This is a genomic window from Lyngbya sp. CCY1209, assembly GCF_035615495.1.
Lineage (GTDB): Bacteria > Cyanobacteriota > Cyanobacteriia > Cyanobacteriales > Microcoleaceae > Limnospira.
Genome location: NZ_JAJENU010000700.1, coordinates 43,204 through 57,486, shown reverse-complemented (window position 1 = coordinate 57,486; position 14,283 = coordinate 43,204). Strand labels below are relative to the sequence as shown.

General features: G+C 54.1%; 13 protein-coding genes and 1 pseudogene. 8 read left to right on the top strand and 6 right to left on the bottom strand.

Features of this window, described 5'->3' with window-relative positions; genetic code table 11:
• Window positions 1-13: 13 nt before the first annotated feature.
• Window positions 14-244, bottom strand: a complete 231-nt coding sequence (locus LKE08_RS29060) for a DUF2811 domain-containing protein (RefSeq protein WP_324707790.1) — start codon at window positions 242-244, stop codon at window positions 14-16.
• Between the two features lie 455 nt (window positions 245-699).
• On the bottom strand, window positions 700-2,208 hold the full coding sequence (locus tag LKE08_RS29055) for a cryptochrome/photolyase family protein (protein WP_324707789.1): 1,509 nt from the start codon (window positions 2,206-2,208) through the stop codon (window positions 700-702).
• 293 nt (window positions 2,209-2,501) lie between these two features.
• Between LKE08_RS29055 and LKE08_RS29050 the strand changes: the two genes are divergently transcribed.
• The 8 genes and pseudogenes from LKE08_RS29050 to LKE08_RS29015 all read left to right on the top strand — a co-directional run bounded on the left by LKE08_RS29050 (window position 2,502) and on the right by LKE08_RS29015 (window position 11,587).
• Complete coding sequence (locus LKE08_RS29050) at window positions 2,502-4,559, top strand: ATP-binding protein (protein WP_324707788.1); 2,058 nt, start codon at window positions 2,502-2,504, stop codon at window positions 4,557-4,559.
• 80 nt (window positions 4,560-4,639) lie between these two features.
• A complete protein-coding gene (locus tag LKE08_RS29045; protein ID WP_324707787.1) occupies window positions 4,640-5,482 on the top strand; it encodes an urease accessory protein UreD in 843 nt (280 codons plus the stop codon).
• A 28-nt stretch (window positions 5,483-5,510) separates the two neighbouring features.
• The gene (ureA, locus tag LKE08_RS29040; RefSeq protein ID WP_324707786.1) at window positions 5,511-5,813 is read left to right on the top strand and encodes an urease subunit gamma; all 303 of its coding nucleotides are present in this window, start codon (window positions 5,511-5,513) and stop codon (window positions 5,811-5,813) included.
• An 82-nt stretch (window positions 5,814-5,895) separates the two neighbouring features.
• A pseudogene (locus LKE08_RS29035) lies at window positions 5,896-6,201 on the top strand (urease subunit beta); the annotation flags it as partial.
• Window positions 6,202-6,366: 165 nt separating this feature from the next.
• On the top strand, window positions 6,367-7,197 hold the full coding sequence (locus LKE08_RS29030; RefSeq protein WP_324707785.1) for an Rpn family recombination-promoting nuclease/putative transposase: 831 nt from the start codon (window positions 6,367-6,369) through the stop codon (window positions 7,195-7,197).
• 136 nt (window positions 7,198-7,333) lie between these two features.
• On the top strand, window positions 7,334-9,049 hold the full coding sequence (gene ureC / locus LKE08_RS29025; RefSeq protein WP_324707784.1) for an urease subunit alpha: 1,716 nt from the start codon (window positions 7,334-7,336) through the stop codon (window positions 9,047-9,049).
• Between the two features lie 298 nt (window positions 9,050-9,347).
• Window positions 9,348-10,859: an FAD-dependent oxidoreductase gene (locus LKE08_RS29020; protein ID WP_324707783.1), complete on the top strand. Its 1,512-nt coding sequence runs from the start codon at window positions 9,348-9,350 to the stop codon at window positions 10,857-10,859.
• Window positions 10,860-10,933: 74 nt separating this feature from the next.
• Entirely contained in the window at window positions 10,934-11,587 is a 654-nt protein-coding gene (locus tag LKE08_RS29015) for a Uma2 family endonuclease (RefSeq protein ID WP_324707782.1), read from the top strand.
• On the opposite strand, the gene LKE08_RS29010 is transcribed toward LKE08_RS29015, so the two are convergent.
• The 4 genes from LKE08_RS29010 to LKE08_RS28995 all read right to left on the bottom strand — a co-directional run bounded on the left by LKE08_RS29010 (window position 11,584) and on the right by LKE08_RS28995 (window position 14,252).
• Window positions 11,584-12,378: a cobalt-precorrin-6A reductase gene (locus LKE08_RS29010; RefSeq protein ID WP_324707781.1), complete on the bottom strand. Its 795-nt coding sequence runs from the start codon at window positions 12,376-12,378 to the stop codon at window positions 11,584-11,586. The genes LKE08_RS29015 and LKE08_RS29010 overlap by 4 nt on opposite strands.
• 186 nt (window positions 12,379-12,564) lie before the next feature.
• Window positions 12,565-13,299 (bottom strand): class I SAM-dependent methyltransferase, encoded by a 735-nt coding sequence (locus LKE08_RS29005; RefSeq protein WP_324707780.1) that lies wholly within the window; start codon window positions 13,297-13,299, stop codon window positions 12,565-12,567.
• A 15-nt stretch (window positions 13,300-13,314) separates the two neighbouring features.
• Window positions 13,315-13,515: a hypothetical protein gene (locus LKE08_RS29000; protein ID WP_324707779.1), complete on the bottom strand. Its 201-nt coding sequence runs from the start codon at window positions 13,513-13,515 to the stop codon at window positions 13,315-13,317.
• Between the two features lie 101 nt (window positions 13,516-13,616).
• Window positions 13,617-14,252 carry a molybdenum cofactor guanylyltransferase gene (locus LKE08_RS28995; RefSeq protein WP_324707778.1) on the bottom strand — a complete coding sequence of 212 codons (636 nt, stop codon included), beginning with the start codon at window positions 14,250-14,252 and terminating at the stop codon, window positions 13,617-13,619.
• Window positions 14,253-14,283: the final 31 nt, after the last annotated feature.

The window sequence follows — 14,283 nt, the reverse complement described above, 5'->3', positions numbered from 1 at the left end:
GGGGGCTGACGTCCTAGGCTAACCGGTCGGACTGGAACAGCGTTTCGAGGTAAATCCGGGCGGCTTGGCGGCAGCTCTGCAGGGCCTCCGGCGTGTTATTCCTTCCATTTTGCAACAAAAACAGTGACAGGGCTGCGGAAAAGACCCGATCCTGATCCCAGTCCGGATGCGTTTCGAGGTAGCCCTGGAGGGATTCGTGCAGCGTTTCAGGAATTTCGGCAAAGATGCTCACACTTGTGTTCATGAAACTGCTCCCAGGGTTGAAGGTACAGGACAATCCGCAATTTTTAAAGCTGGGAGGAAGGGGAGAATGGCCCGCTTTCCGATCGCCACTCCAAAAATTGGGTAGTCGATTTATTGTGTGCTATTGGGGGGTGGGGTTGTCAATGTTGCAAAGTGTTACAACCCCCGTCCGGGCGGGCCGGACTTCACGACGGAATGGGATTTTCAGCCCTTTTTTTGTTACAGAGCTTTACAAGAAATCGAAAATTTGCCCGTCGCAATGGGGGCGATCGCGAAATCCCCAATTCGACCGCAGGTCGTCATTCTGCGACGATTTCCTGTGGAAAAAAAACCGAAATCTGTGGAAAACCCCGGGAAAGCCTGTGGAAAATCTGTGGAATTTCTGGGGAAAAATCTGCGAAAAGATAAGAATTTTAAAGCGGGGGCAAAATGGGGAAAAGCGACCCGGCGTCCCCGTCAACCCCGGGAGTTCCGGTGCCAGTCCGCGGCCTTCTCGGCGATCGCGTCCAGTTCCTCCGGGTCGATCCGGTCCAAGTTGGCCAGCATCAAATTCATCCGCCCCAGGGACTTGAGCTTGTCCCGGTGGCGGGCTAGAAAGTCCCAGTAAAAGAAATTGAAGGGGCAGGCCCTTTCCCCGGTGCGATCGCCGCGATCGTACCCGCAGCCCCGGCAGTAGTCGCTCATGCGATCGATGTAATTCGCCGACGCCGCGTAGGGTTTGGTCGCCAGCAACCCCCCGTCCGCGAACAGTCCCATCCCGATGGCGTTGGGTTGCATCACCCAGTCGTAGGCGTCCACGAAAGCCGCGTGAAACCAATCCTCCACCGCCTGGGGAGAAATTCCGGAAATCAGCGCGAAATTCGCCAGCACCATCAACCGCTGGATGTGGTGGGCGTACCCCCGCCGCTCCACCTGGGAGAGCACCTGACGCAGGCAATTCATGTCCGTCTTGCTCCCGTCCCAAAAAAAGTCCGGCAGGGGGCGGTCATGTCCGAACCAGTTGCTCTGGAAATACTCCTCGTCCACCCAGCCGTAAATCCCCGCCATGTACTCCCGCCACCCCAATACCTGGCGGACAAACCCCTCCACGCTGTTGAGGGGCAAATCGCGGGTTCGGTAAGCCTCTTGTGCGGCTCGAACCACTTCCAGCGGTTGCAGCAACCCGAGGTTGAGATAGGGGGAAATCAACCCGTGCCACATCGTCTCCTCCCCCGTCACCATCGCATCCTGGTAGGGGCCGAAGGTGGGGAGGCACTCGTCCAGAAAATACTCCAGCACCGCCCGGGCTCCGTCGCGGGTCACGGCCCAGCCGAAATCGTCGAGGCTCCCGTACAGGGGAAACGGCAACTCCCGCACCCGTTCCATCACCTCCCGGGTGATGTCGTCCGGCTCGAAGTGTGGGGGTGACGGCCTGTCGGGGAGATTCTTGGGGGGTTTGCGATTCTCCCGGTCGAAATTCCAGCGTCCCCCGGCGGGTTCGTCGCCATTCATCAACACCCCGAACCGCCGCCGTCCTTGCCGATAAAAATCCTCCATCACCAGCCGCTTCCGACTTTCGGCCCAATTCTGAAATTCCGCCCGACTCCAGATAAAATGATTGTTGGGGATGCGGCGAATCGCGATCGGCAACTGCAAATTTTCAATCAAATCCCCAAAGGGGCGATCGCTCGGTTCCATCACCCACAACTCATCGACATCGTTGGCCTCGATCCAACGATTCAGGGGCACCTCAAAATCGTCGGCCTGGCGGACGTAAGTCACCGCCGCCCCCGACTCCTCGAGTTCCCGCGCAAAATGGCGCATGGCAGACCAAATCAACGTCAGTTTTTGCCGGTGGTACGGCCGGACCCGGGCGCGAGCGAGGGACTCGATCAGGATGACGGGGGTATCTGACAGGTCGCACTGTCGGAGGGCGGCCTGTCCGCGCCAGAGCTGATCGCCTAAAATCCAGATGCCAGTTGTCATAACAATTATGGGTTGGATTGGAAATTTTCCAGGGGGAGTGAGGCGCTAGAAATCCGGCCCCCCAAAAATGGCTCGCCCACTCGATTCTATATAATGAAGTGACAACAAAAATCAGACTCCGAGCCATATCCGCGCATCCGCTCCGCGATCGGCCTCGTGGCACGCTCCGCGATCGCACACTTCAGTTGTTGACCAATTCAGCTTATTATACGGGTTGACACCGACCAGTTGGGCGAACGACTCCTGAAAATCGAGCTGCCGTTGGGCATTGCACCTTCAGTTGGATTTGAATTATGCCTGAGCTAGGTCAATCCTCCTTTCGCCGTCTTCTTCTATCCCGGATTTTGCTGTTGAGCCTTCCGGTCCTATTGATTGGCGAGTACGTCACCTATCGTAAGGCTCGCTCGGGGTTGCTGGAAACGGCCCGACTCAACTTGACCGAAAGTGCCGTCAAAAAAAGTCAAGATATCGACGAATGGTCCCGTTCTTTGAAGTCGAGTTTGATTCTCGCGGCCCGCAGTTCCGTCTTGCAGTCGGGAAAACAGGAAAACTTCCAACCCTTTCTCGAACAACTCACCTCCCAGTTGCCGTTTATCGTCAACTGCCTGCAACTGAAGGATTTGCAAACCGATCGCATCGTGGCGAGTACCTGCGGCGATCGCGCGATCGGCCAGATGCCCACGGACTTGTGGCCCGCCTCCCAACCGCAAAACTGGACCCTCAATCAATCCCAAGTCTACATCTTCAATGTCGGCCTCCCCGACCTGACCACAACTTTGACCCCCCCCGGCGACGAGGCCGAACCCGACACCGGGGGCCAATCTCCCGTCGAACCCATCCCCCGGACGCCAGAAAATCAACTGCGGTTGGTCTCCGTCGCCCCGATTTACATTTCCGACGGGAAAACCAACCAACTCCGCTACGGGTTGGGTTTGGAATCCTCCTGGATGCTCGGCGGGTACGAGATCCCCAAATCCCTCACCGGAACGACGGTGATTTTGGATCAGGCGGGAACCATCGTCGCCCACCCCAACCCCCAATCCGTGGGCTTGAATATCGAAGAATACCCGGACTCGCTCCGGCTTCAGAGCCTGCTCGCCAGCGCCCTGGCCGGCCGCAGCAACTTCATCCACCTGTTCTCATTTGAACAGGATGGGGAAGAATTGCTCGCCGGGTACAACGCCATTCCCAGCCCCATTTCTCGGACACCGGAGAGTCAGTGGGTAATCCTGGCCGTCGCCAGTTTGGACGATGCCCTCTCCGGGCTGCGGGATATCAATTCAGTTTTGATCGTACTCACCCTCAGTTTGATCGTGGCGAGTATCATCGCGGCCCTCTACCTCTCCCGGGATCTGGCCCGCCCCCTGGAAAAGCTCCGAGATTACGCCCAGCGCGTCAACAGCATCGAATCCCCGTCGCAGGTCCCCCAAAATCTCAAGATTCGCGAGGTGGAACAGTTGGCCCAAGCGTTGCGGACGATGGTCGATCGCCTCCAGTCCCGGGCGCAAGCCCTGGAGTTCGCCACCCGGGAAGCCCAAGTCGCCAACCAACTCAAGGACGAATTCCTGCGGGTGATCTCCCACGAACTGAGGACTCCCTTAAACGGGATTTTGAATTCCCTGAACTTGATTCAAGAGGGGTTTTGCGACGATCGCGACGAGGAAATGGAGTATTTGCAGATGGCCAACGATTCCGCCCTGCATTTATTCAACATCGTCAACGACATTTTGGATATCGCCCTGATCGAAGAGGGCCAGTTGTCCCTGATGCTCGAACCCACCGACCTCAACGAAGTCCTCCAGGAAGCGATCGCCCTGCAAACCCTGGAACTCCAGCAGAAAAACCTGGATTTGCAAGTGATGCTGTCCCCCGAAACTCTCAACGTCCAGGCCGACCGGGACAAACTCAAACAGGTATTTCTCAACCTCCTCAACAACGCCGTCAAATTCACCAAAAAAGGGAGCATCACCGTTTCAAGCCAACTTGAACGCCTCCCCAATTCTCTCCCATACACTTCGTCGAAATCCCCCGACTCCGCCCCGTTTTTGGAACGGGCGAGTGTCACCATCGTCGATACCGGAATTGGCATCCTCCCCGAAAAACAATCGCAACTGTTCAAACCCTTCGTGATGGTGGACGGTTCCACCACCCGGGAAGCCGGGGGCGTGGGGTTGGGATTGGCGATCGCCAACCGCCTCATGGAGATGATGGAAGGCCGCATCGAACTCTACAGCGCCGGCCTCAACTGCGGAACTCGAGTGATCGTTTCCATGCCCACCCTCAACACCGCCTTGCCCTCCGCCCAACCCGCCCGCCCCAAACGGAAAACGAAGAAGCGGGTCAAGAAATAATTTTAGATTTTAGATTTTAGATTTTTATCCTCACCTGTTATAAATTAGGTAAAACTGACGGCATTCACTAAATTTTCCCCATGACTGAACCGATCGCCCCGGGATGGCACGGCCTTCTCAACCTCACTTATGCGCCCCAAAATGGCACGACTAAAATTGTCGATAAATATGCGCGATCGCCCTTTAAAATACAGCGTCCATTTTATCCCGCCGGCGAGGAGATTTGTCAGAGCGTGGCCCTGCACACGGCCGGGGGAATGGTGGGGGGCGATCGCCTCTCCCAAACCCTCCATTTAAAACCGGATGCCAGGGCATTATTCACCACCGCTGCGGCGAGTAAAGTTTATCGGAGTGCCGGAAAAACCGCCACCCAAACCGTCGATATCCGCCTAGAAACGGGATCTCATTTGGAATATTTTCCCCGGGAAACGATCCTGTTCGACGGGGCGATTTACCGTCAGGATTTGCGGGTGGAGTTGGAACCCGGCGCCACCTGGCTGGGGTGGGAAATTGTCCGGTTCGGCCGTTCCGCCCGGGGGGAACAATTTTTAAACGGGGAGTGGCGATCGCATACGGAAGTTTGGCAAAATGGATCGCCGCTGTGGGTCGATCGCCAGTGGCTACCGGGCGATCGGGCAATTTTGGAGAGTCCCCACGGTTTGGGCGGATGGCCCGTGGCGGCAACCCTCGTCTGGGTGGGACAACCCGTCGCCGAAGACACCCTAAATCGTGTTAGAATCCTCTGGAATCGAAGAGGGGCAAAAGGAGAAGCCGGGGCCACTCAACTTTTATCGGGGTTATTGTGTCGCTATCGCGGCCCTTCCACCGCAGAGGCGATCGCCTGGTTCACCGAAATTTGGCAGGGACTCCGCCCCAATTCTGCGGGACAAAAAATCGCGCCACCCCGAGTTTGGAGCGTTTAAAAAAATCGCCTAATTTGAGGAGTTATGAATGCAACTATCACCCCAAGAAAAGGATAAGTTACTGATTTTTACCGCTGCGTTACTCGCCGAACGGCGGAAAGAACGGGGACTGAAACTGAACTATCCCGAAACCGTCGCCTACCTCTCCGCCGCCATTCTGGAAGGGGCGAGGGAGGGCAGGACGGTGGCGGATTTGATGAGTTACGGAACCACATTATTGACCCGCGATGATGTCATGGAAGGGGTGCCGGAAATGGTGGAAGAAGTCCAGGTGGAGGCGACATTTCCGGACGGAACCAAGTTGGTGACGGTACACAACCCAATTCAGTAAGTCAACCGCCCTAATATAACCATCCAGCTTTTTACAGGCAGGATGCCTGTGCTACCTACGTTTTAAAGTTGATAAAGGAGCTATGATTCCAGGAGAATTGATTGTAAAACCGGGCGAAATCGAACTCAATGCGGGTCGCCCGACGCTCAATGTCACCGTAGCAAATGCGGGCGATCGCCCCGTGCAGGTGGGTTCCCACTTTCACTTCTACGAGGTCAATTCCGCCCTGCAATTTGACCGGGAATTGACCCGGGGAATGCGGCTGAATATCCCCGCCGGAACCGCCATCCGCTTTGAACCGGGGGACGAACGAGAAGTGGAATTGGTGGCGATCGCCGGGAGTCGCGAAATTTATGGTTTTAATGGCTTGGTGAATGGGGCATTGGAACCCAAAGCGTCAGGGGAAAAAAAGAAGAAAAAGGACAAGGATAAAAAGGGAAAATCGAAGAAAAAAAATAAGTGATGGGACTCTAGCCAACGCCGCCCTTGCCAGGTCGCACCGGGAACCCACCAGCCATTTTTCAGCGGAGAATGAAATGGTAAACTATGAAGTATGTTTGACAACGTTTGTCGCTACCTGACCGAGCACTTCAGTGCCGATATCGCCTCCTGGTTGTTGGGCGAACCCGTCGCTCTGACGCGCCTGAGTCCGACGGAACTGTCCCTGCAACCGTTGCGGGCAGATGCCCTGATTCTTCTCCAATCCGAGACGGTGGTGCTGCACGTCGAATTTCAGACCCAGCCCGACGCCGAGATCCCCTTTCGGATGGCGGACTATCGCCTGCGGGTGTTTCGTCGCTTTCCTCAGAAACGGATGCGTCAAGTGGTGGTTTATCTGCGAGAGTCTGCCTCCCCGTTGGTGTATCAAACCCGGTTCGAGCTGCCCGGAACCCGACATGAATTTCAGGTGATTCGTCTGTGGGAACAGCCCGTCGCGACCTTTTTGACATCGCCGGGATTGTTGCCCTTCGCGATATTGGCTCAAACGGGCGATCGCGCGGGGGTTTTGCAGACCGTCGCCCAGGAGCTAGAGGCGATCGAGGATTTGACAAGGCGGAGTGATTTGACGGCATCGGCGGGGATTTTGGCGGGGTTAGTATTAGAGAGAGAACTCATTCAACGACTGTTGAGGCAGGAACTTATGCGGGAATCTGTTATTTATCAAGAAATCTTGCAAGAAGGGGAAGCCCGGGGCAAAGCCGAAGGTAAAGCCGAAGGCAAAGCCGAAGGCAAAGCCGAAGGCAAGATGGAAGTGGCCATGAATCTGCTGACATTCGGGATGCCCATCGCCCAAATTGCCGAGGTGACGGGATTGACCCTGGAGCAAGTTTCACAATTACAAGCCGATCGCCCGGAAGCGGGGGAAGCGGAGGAAAATCAATAGCGTTTTTCAACTGTTATTTCGCCCTTTTGTCCCGCCGGGTCGTTTCATTCTCCCCTGAAAAATGGGGAGGATAGAACGGCTTTTCCCCGACCGAGGGAGAGGAGGTAAAATTATCGTTATCAATTGGGAGTAAAAAATGAGTTATCGGATGGATCGACAAGCCTACGCGGAAACCTTCGGACCGACGGTGGGCGATCGCGTGCGGCTGGCGGATACGGAATTATTTATCGAAGTCGAACGGGATCTGACAACCTACGGCGACGAGGTGAAATTTGGGGGCGGAAAAGTCATCCGGGACGGGATGGGACAGTCCCCCATTTCTCGGGAAGATGGGGCGGTGGATGTGGTGATTACCAACGCCTTAATTTTGGATTGGTGGGGGATTATCAAAGCCGATGTTGGCATTAAAGACGGCAAAATTTACAAAATTGGTAAAGCCGGAAATCCCTACATTCAAGATCATATCAATATCATTATCGGGCCGTCCACAGAAGCGATCGCGGGGGAAGGAAAGATCCTCACCGCCGGGGGAATTGACAGCCACATTCACTTTATTTGTCCCCAACAAATCGAAACCGCGATCGCCTCTGGAATTACGACGATGATCGGCGGCGGGACGGGGCCGGCGACGGGGACGAACGCCACCACCTGCACCCCCGGATCTTGGAACATTCACCGAATGTTGGAAGCGGCGGAAGCGTTTCCCATGAATTTGGGATTTTTAGGAAAGGGAAATAGTGCCCAACCCCAGGGGTTAGTCGAACAGGTGATGGCGGGGGCGATGGGTTTGAAATTGCACGAAGATTGGGGGACGACTCCGGCGGCGATCGACACCTGTTTGAATGTCGCCGATCGCTACGATATTCAAGTAGCAATTCACACCGACACCCTCAACGAAGCCGGGTTCGTGGAAAACACCATCGCGGCTTTTAAAGAACGGGTGATTCACACCTACCACACCGAAGGGGCCGGCGGCGGACACGCACCGGATATTATCAAAGTTTGCGGCTTGAAAAATGTGCTCCCCTCCTCCACCAATCCCACCCGTCCCTACACGACAAATACCCTCGAAGAACACTTGGATATGTTGATGGTCTGTCACCATCTCGATCGCAACATTCCCGAGGATGTCGCCTTCGCAGAATCCCGCATCCGCCGGGAGACGATCGCGGCCGAAGATATCCTCCACGACCTCGGCGCCTTCAGCATGATCGCGTCCGATTCCCAGGCGATGGGACGGGTGGGAGAAACCATTATTCGCACTTGGCAAACCGCCCATAAAATGAAGGTGCAACGGGGGTTATTAACGCCGGAAAATGAGGGAGAAACCCACGATAATTTCCGCGCCAAACGCTATATCGCCAAGTATACGATCAATCCTGCGATCGCCCACGGAATTGCCGATTCTGTCGGTTCTATCGAAGAAGGAAAACTCGCGGATTTGTGCCTGTGGAAACCCGCCTTTTTTGGAGTGAAACCGGAAATGGTGATCAAAGGTGGTGCGATCGCCTGGTCGCAAATGGGCGACCCCAACGCCAGTATTCCCACCCCCCAACCGATCCACATGAGGCCGATGTTTGGAAGTTTCGGAGGTGCGATCGCGGCCACATCCCTCACCTTCGTTTCCCAAGCCTCTTTGGAAGGCAAAACTCTGCAAAAACTGGGATTGAAAAAATCTTTAGTTCCGGTTTCAAATACCCGCAATCTGAGCAAATCTGACCTGAAATTAAATGAGTTTTTGCCTCAAATGGAAGTCGATCCGGAAACCTACGAAGTGCGGGCGGACGGGGAGTTACTGACCTGCGAACCCGCGACAAGTTTGCCAATGGCACAACGTTATTTTTTGTTTTGATAATAACGAAATTTTCGATTCAAAGTCCCCCTTTTGAAGGGGGATTTAGGGGGATCTTCCGGTTTCGGCAAAAGTGTAGATCCCCCCCAGCCCCCATCCCCCCCAGCCCCCATCCCCCCCAGCCCCCCTTTGTAAGGGGGGAGAAGGGGGGAGAAGGGGGGAGAAGGGGGGAGAATTGAACTCAAAGTCCCCCTTCTTAAGGGGAGAATTCAACTCAAAGTCCCCCTTATTAAGGGGGATTTAGGGGGATCTCTTAGCGAAAACCGCTATAATGTATCAACAAAAATATGGAGGAATAATGGTCGAAAATACGCAGACGCCCAAAGTCGTCGTTGTCGGGGCGGGTTGGGCCGGTTTGGGGGCGACACACCACCTGGCAAAACAGGGTTATGACGTGACACTGCTGGAGGCGAGTCCCCAGGCGGGGGGTTTGGTGGCGGGGTGGAAAACTCCCGGCGGACGTTCCGTAGAAGCCGGAATTCACGGGTTTTGGTATCCCTATCAAAACATCTTTTCCCTAGTCCGAGAATTGCGATTAGATCCATTTACCCCCTGGACTCGTTCCGCCCAATATTCCCCCGATGGGTTAGTTGTAGAATCTCCGATTTTTCAAGATTTGCCGCGTCTTCCGATGCCGTTGGGGACGTTTGTTTATACGCAATTTAAACGGTTGCCTTTGAGCGATCGCCTGTCCGCTTTGCCCCTTTTATATGCGGTGATTGATTTCGACAATTCCGAGGAGGCTTGGCGGCGTTATGACTGCATCACCGCCCGGGAATTGTTCAAACAATACGGCGTTTCTGCACGACTGTATCACGAAGCATTTAATCCGATGTTGTTGGTGGGTTTGTTCGCCCCTGGCGAACAGTGTTCTGCCGCCGCTGCTTTGGGGATGTTGTACTATTTTATTTTGGCACATCAGCCGGATTTTGATGTCGTTTGGTGTCGCGGAACGGTGGGCGATCGCATCTTCAATCCCTGGATAGAAACTATTGAAAATTCCGGCGGAAAAGTCCTGACTAACAGGCGAGTCAGCGATTTAAAATTGGACGAAACCGGAAAGGCGACGGCCGTCATTTGCGGGGACGAACAGTTCGATGCCGATGCGGTTATTTTTGCGGTGGGAATTGGCGGCATGAAAAAAATTGTCGCCGGAAGTTCCGCCCTCCAAAACCATTCGGAATTCCGTAATATTCAGAACTTGGGTGGGATTGATGTCTTATCAACTCGCCTGTGGTTCGATCGCAAAATTACCATTCCCAAACCATCAAACGCCTGCTTCGGTTTCGACCCGACGACGGGTTGGACGTTCTTCGATTTAAACGCCCTCCACGACGAATTTAAAGACGAATCCGGAACCGTCATTGAAGCGGATTTTTACCACGCCAACCAGTTTTTACCCCTCGACGACGATGAAATTGTGGATATCGTCCACGGGTATTTGAAAACCTGCATTCCCGATTTTAAGTCCGCACAAATTTGCGATCGCAGCGTGGTTCGCCTCCGCCAAGCCGTGACCCATTTCTTCCCCGGTAGCCACCAATTTATGCTTCCCGCCACCACCAGTTTTGAGAACGTTTTCATGAGTGGGGATTGGATTGTCAACCGCCACGGTTCCTGGTCCCAGGAAAAAGCCTATGTGACGGGTTTGGAAGCTGCAAATTTGATTTGCGATCGCTTCCAATACGGCAAAAAAGCCCAGATTATCCCCGTCGAACCGGACGAAGACCACGTTCAAGTTTTGCGACAGATGAATCGAAGCGTCCGAGATATTGCCAAATCGGTCATTCCCGATCTTTGGTTGCCGTAATGTCAGCCGAATTGGTGGGTTGTCAAAAAAATCAAAGTTTGATAAAATATCATTTGAGCTTGGAGAAAAATCCGATGGTTCAGGAAATTAAAACTCCGAAACAGTCGGGCATCGTTTACCCGGAAAGCGACGGCAAGCCGATGGCAGATAATACCCTTCAATTTCGTTGGATCGTAAAAATCAAAGAAAACATCGATTTTCTATTTTCCGATCGCGATGATATCCTCGTCGTCGGCGATTTGTTGTGGTATCCGGAGGAGGGAAATAATCAGATTTCTCGTGCCCCGGATGTGATGGTCGTTTTCGGTCGTCCGAAAGGCGATCGCCGTTCCTATTTGCAGTGGAGAGAAAACGACATTCCGCCCCAGGTGGTGTTTGAAATTCTCTCCCACAACAACACCCTGAAGGAAATGGCTCAAAAGCTGGATTTTTATCGGAAATACGGGGTTGAGGAATATTATCTTTACGATCCCATGTCCGTCGATTTCTGCGGGTGGCTGCGTTCCGAGGACGGTTTTACGGCTATTGATGAAATCGATAATTGGGTGAGTCCTCGGTTAGGAATTCGCTTTGTTTTGGGGACGGAAGAATTAGAAATTTATCGCCCCGACGGGAAGTTATTTTTAACCCCGGTTGAGTTGGCAAAACAGGCGGAACAAGCCGAAAACCGAGTCCGACAGTTGGAGGAACGGTTGAGGCAGGCAGGAATCGATCCCGAACAGCTTTAAAAAGCGGGGATATGTCGGCGACAAAATTTGATCGCGATCGCCCGATCTTCCGTGTATTGAGGATAGGCAATTTTGGGGCGATCGATGATAATTAAAGGCACTCCCAATTCCCTCGCAACCTTCCGTTTTATCCCCTCTCCCCCGGCGTTTCCCGATGCCTTGGTGACAGCCAGGGAAATCCCCCACTGTCGCCATAATGAGGCTTCCAACTCCGCCGAAATGGGGGGGCGGATGGCGATAATGCGATCGCCCGTAAAACCAGAATTTAGGGCGACTTCCAGCGAGACTAAAGACGGGAGAATCCGGGCAAATAATACCGCCCGATCCTGCCATATTTTAAACTTCGGTAACGTGCGATAACCCAGCGTCAACATCACCCGCTGTCCGGCGAGGTAATCCCCCGAAACGAGGGTATCGAAGCCGTCCAGGTGCAGGACATCCGATTCGGTCGTTTTATCCAATTCTTGAATTTGGGGGCGTTCGTAACGCAAATAGGGGACGTTGCGTTCTCGGGACGCAGCGATCGCCAACCGGGAAATTTCCGCCGCGTGGGGGTGGGAGGCGTCCAAAATTGCGCCGATGTTTTGCTCTTGTAAAAATTGCTGAATTGTGGTAAGATTAAGCTGACAGACCACAATTCTTAATTGCGGACAATTGACCGGATACAAACCCTTCGCCGATTCAGTGGTGACGGTAACGGTAAAGGGAATTTGAAGGGTTGCGATCGCACCCGCCAAAGCCGCACTCTCACTGGTTCCGCCGATCAGCCACAGCCGAGGATTCGAGTCCATATTTAATCAATTTAATAGAGCAATTTTCAATCCAATGAAACAGAGTCAATCCCCCTAAATCCCCCTTCAATCCCCCTCCCGTCCCCCTTAGTAAGGGGGAAGCCCAAGGATGCTTCGCTTTGATTTATACGGGGACTTTGACTCCCTCTCTCTGTGTCCTCTGTGCCTCTGTGGTTAAAATCCAACTTAAGAAAACCGCACTTTATACATTTGAAATAACTCTCCAGACTGCCGTTTAACAACCTTCGCCCCCGAATTTTTAATCAACTCCTCCCAATCCGCGATCGCCTCCAAATAAACCTCCGTCCCCAAATACGTCTCCAAAATTGCCCAATCTTCCGCCAGAGGCATTTCCGGATTGAGGACATCAAAAACGAAGATTCCCTCCGGTTTCAACACACGTTTAACTTCGCCGATTACCTCCTTCCAATAATCCAGAGGATAGTAACAACTAAACCCCGTCGCGATCGCCAAATCGAACTGTCCCGCATCGTACTGAATGTTGTGCGCGGGGGCGAGTTCCGCCCCCTTAAACAGCTTGGAATTCAACTGCGGCCCCCTCGACAGCAACGCATCCCGCGCCACCGAACTGACATCCTGGCCGTAAAATAAAGCGTTCCAATCCCGCCAGGGGTAAATCAAAAAGCTGACCCCGCAGCCGAGATCCAGACAGTGTTGATTCTTCTTCGGTTTGGCGATTTCCCAAAACGGAGACGTCAGTTTTTCTTGGAGGACTCCCGAGACGCGATCGCGAAAAATCGGCATCGTCTCCACCTCCTGCGGGAGCTCGAACGGTTCCCCCCGATACTCCTGATTGAAACGGCGGGCGACGGCGACAATTTGGGACTGCCATTCGTCACCCGCGCCGCCACTCAAGCCGAAAAATCCTTCTGGATGGTTGCGATCGGGGGTTTTAGACATTACAATTTCCGAGAATTACCGATTCGATCCTTTCAGTGCTTTGGTAAAGTTTTGTCGGTAGGAACGGTTGGCGATCAGCAGCACCGGCCACAACAGCGACAGGGTGACGCGATTGCCAAAACTCTTTTCAAAATTCGTGCGGTTAAATCCCGACCAAAATTTCCAGACTCCACCGACGTAGACAATTAATAATGCGATCGGAATAAGGGGATTCATGAGATCAATTGCCCTAAGAAGTGAACTAGAGAATCACTACCCTTTCTGTTGTATCTTTTCGGAAAAGGTCGTCAATTGAATAGCAGATCGGGCGGATAGCATCAGCGATCGCCTTCTATCGTACCAGAAATATCCGACTTGGGGGAAGCCGATCCGATCGCCCCCAAATCCTCCGGCCTATTGCAGTTGAACAGCATTTCCGCTTCCGCCTCCCCCACCGCCAGGGGTTCAGCTTCCACCCGACTCAGCCACCGTTGCAGCGATCGCCCCCCAGTTTCGATAGACTCTTGCAGTGACTCCAGGGCCTCCCGGCGGTAAAATCCGCACAGGGGCTCCCACCTCGACCCGCGACGGGGCACCACCGCCAGACGCGATCGCGGCACCTCCTCCAACCGGGACGTCCACCGCCGCAGGATGTCCGATCGCAATTGCGGCAAATCGCAGGCCAACAGCAACAGCCAATCCGTATCAATTCGCGTCAGTCCGTCCGCCAACGCCACCAAAGGCCCCTCGCCGGGGTGGGTTTCCAGGAGAAACGGATATTCGCCCTTCACGATATCCCGGTAGCGTTCCGGCCAGGGTGTGAGGATGTAGGCGCGATCGCAACACCCGGCCGCGGCCCGACACACCCGCAGCAGCAGGGGAATTCCCGCGATCGCAATTGTCGCCTTATCCCGGCCCATGCGGGAACTTTGCCCCCCCGCCAGGATCAAAGCGGTCAGAAAATGAGTGTTCATTGTATTGGGGGAATGGGGGATGGGGAATGGG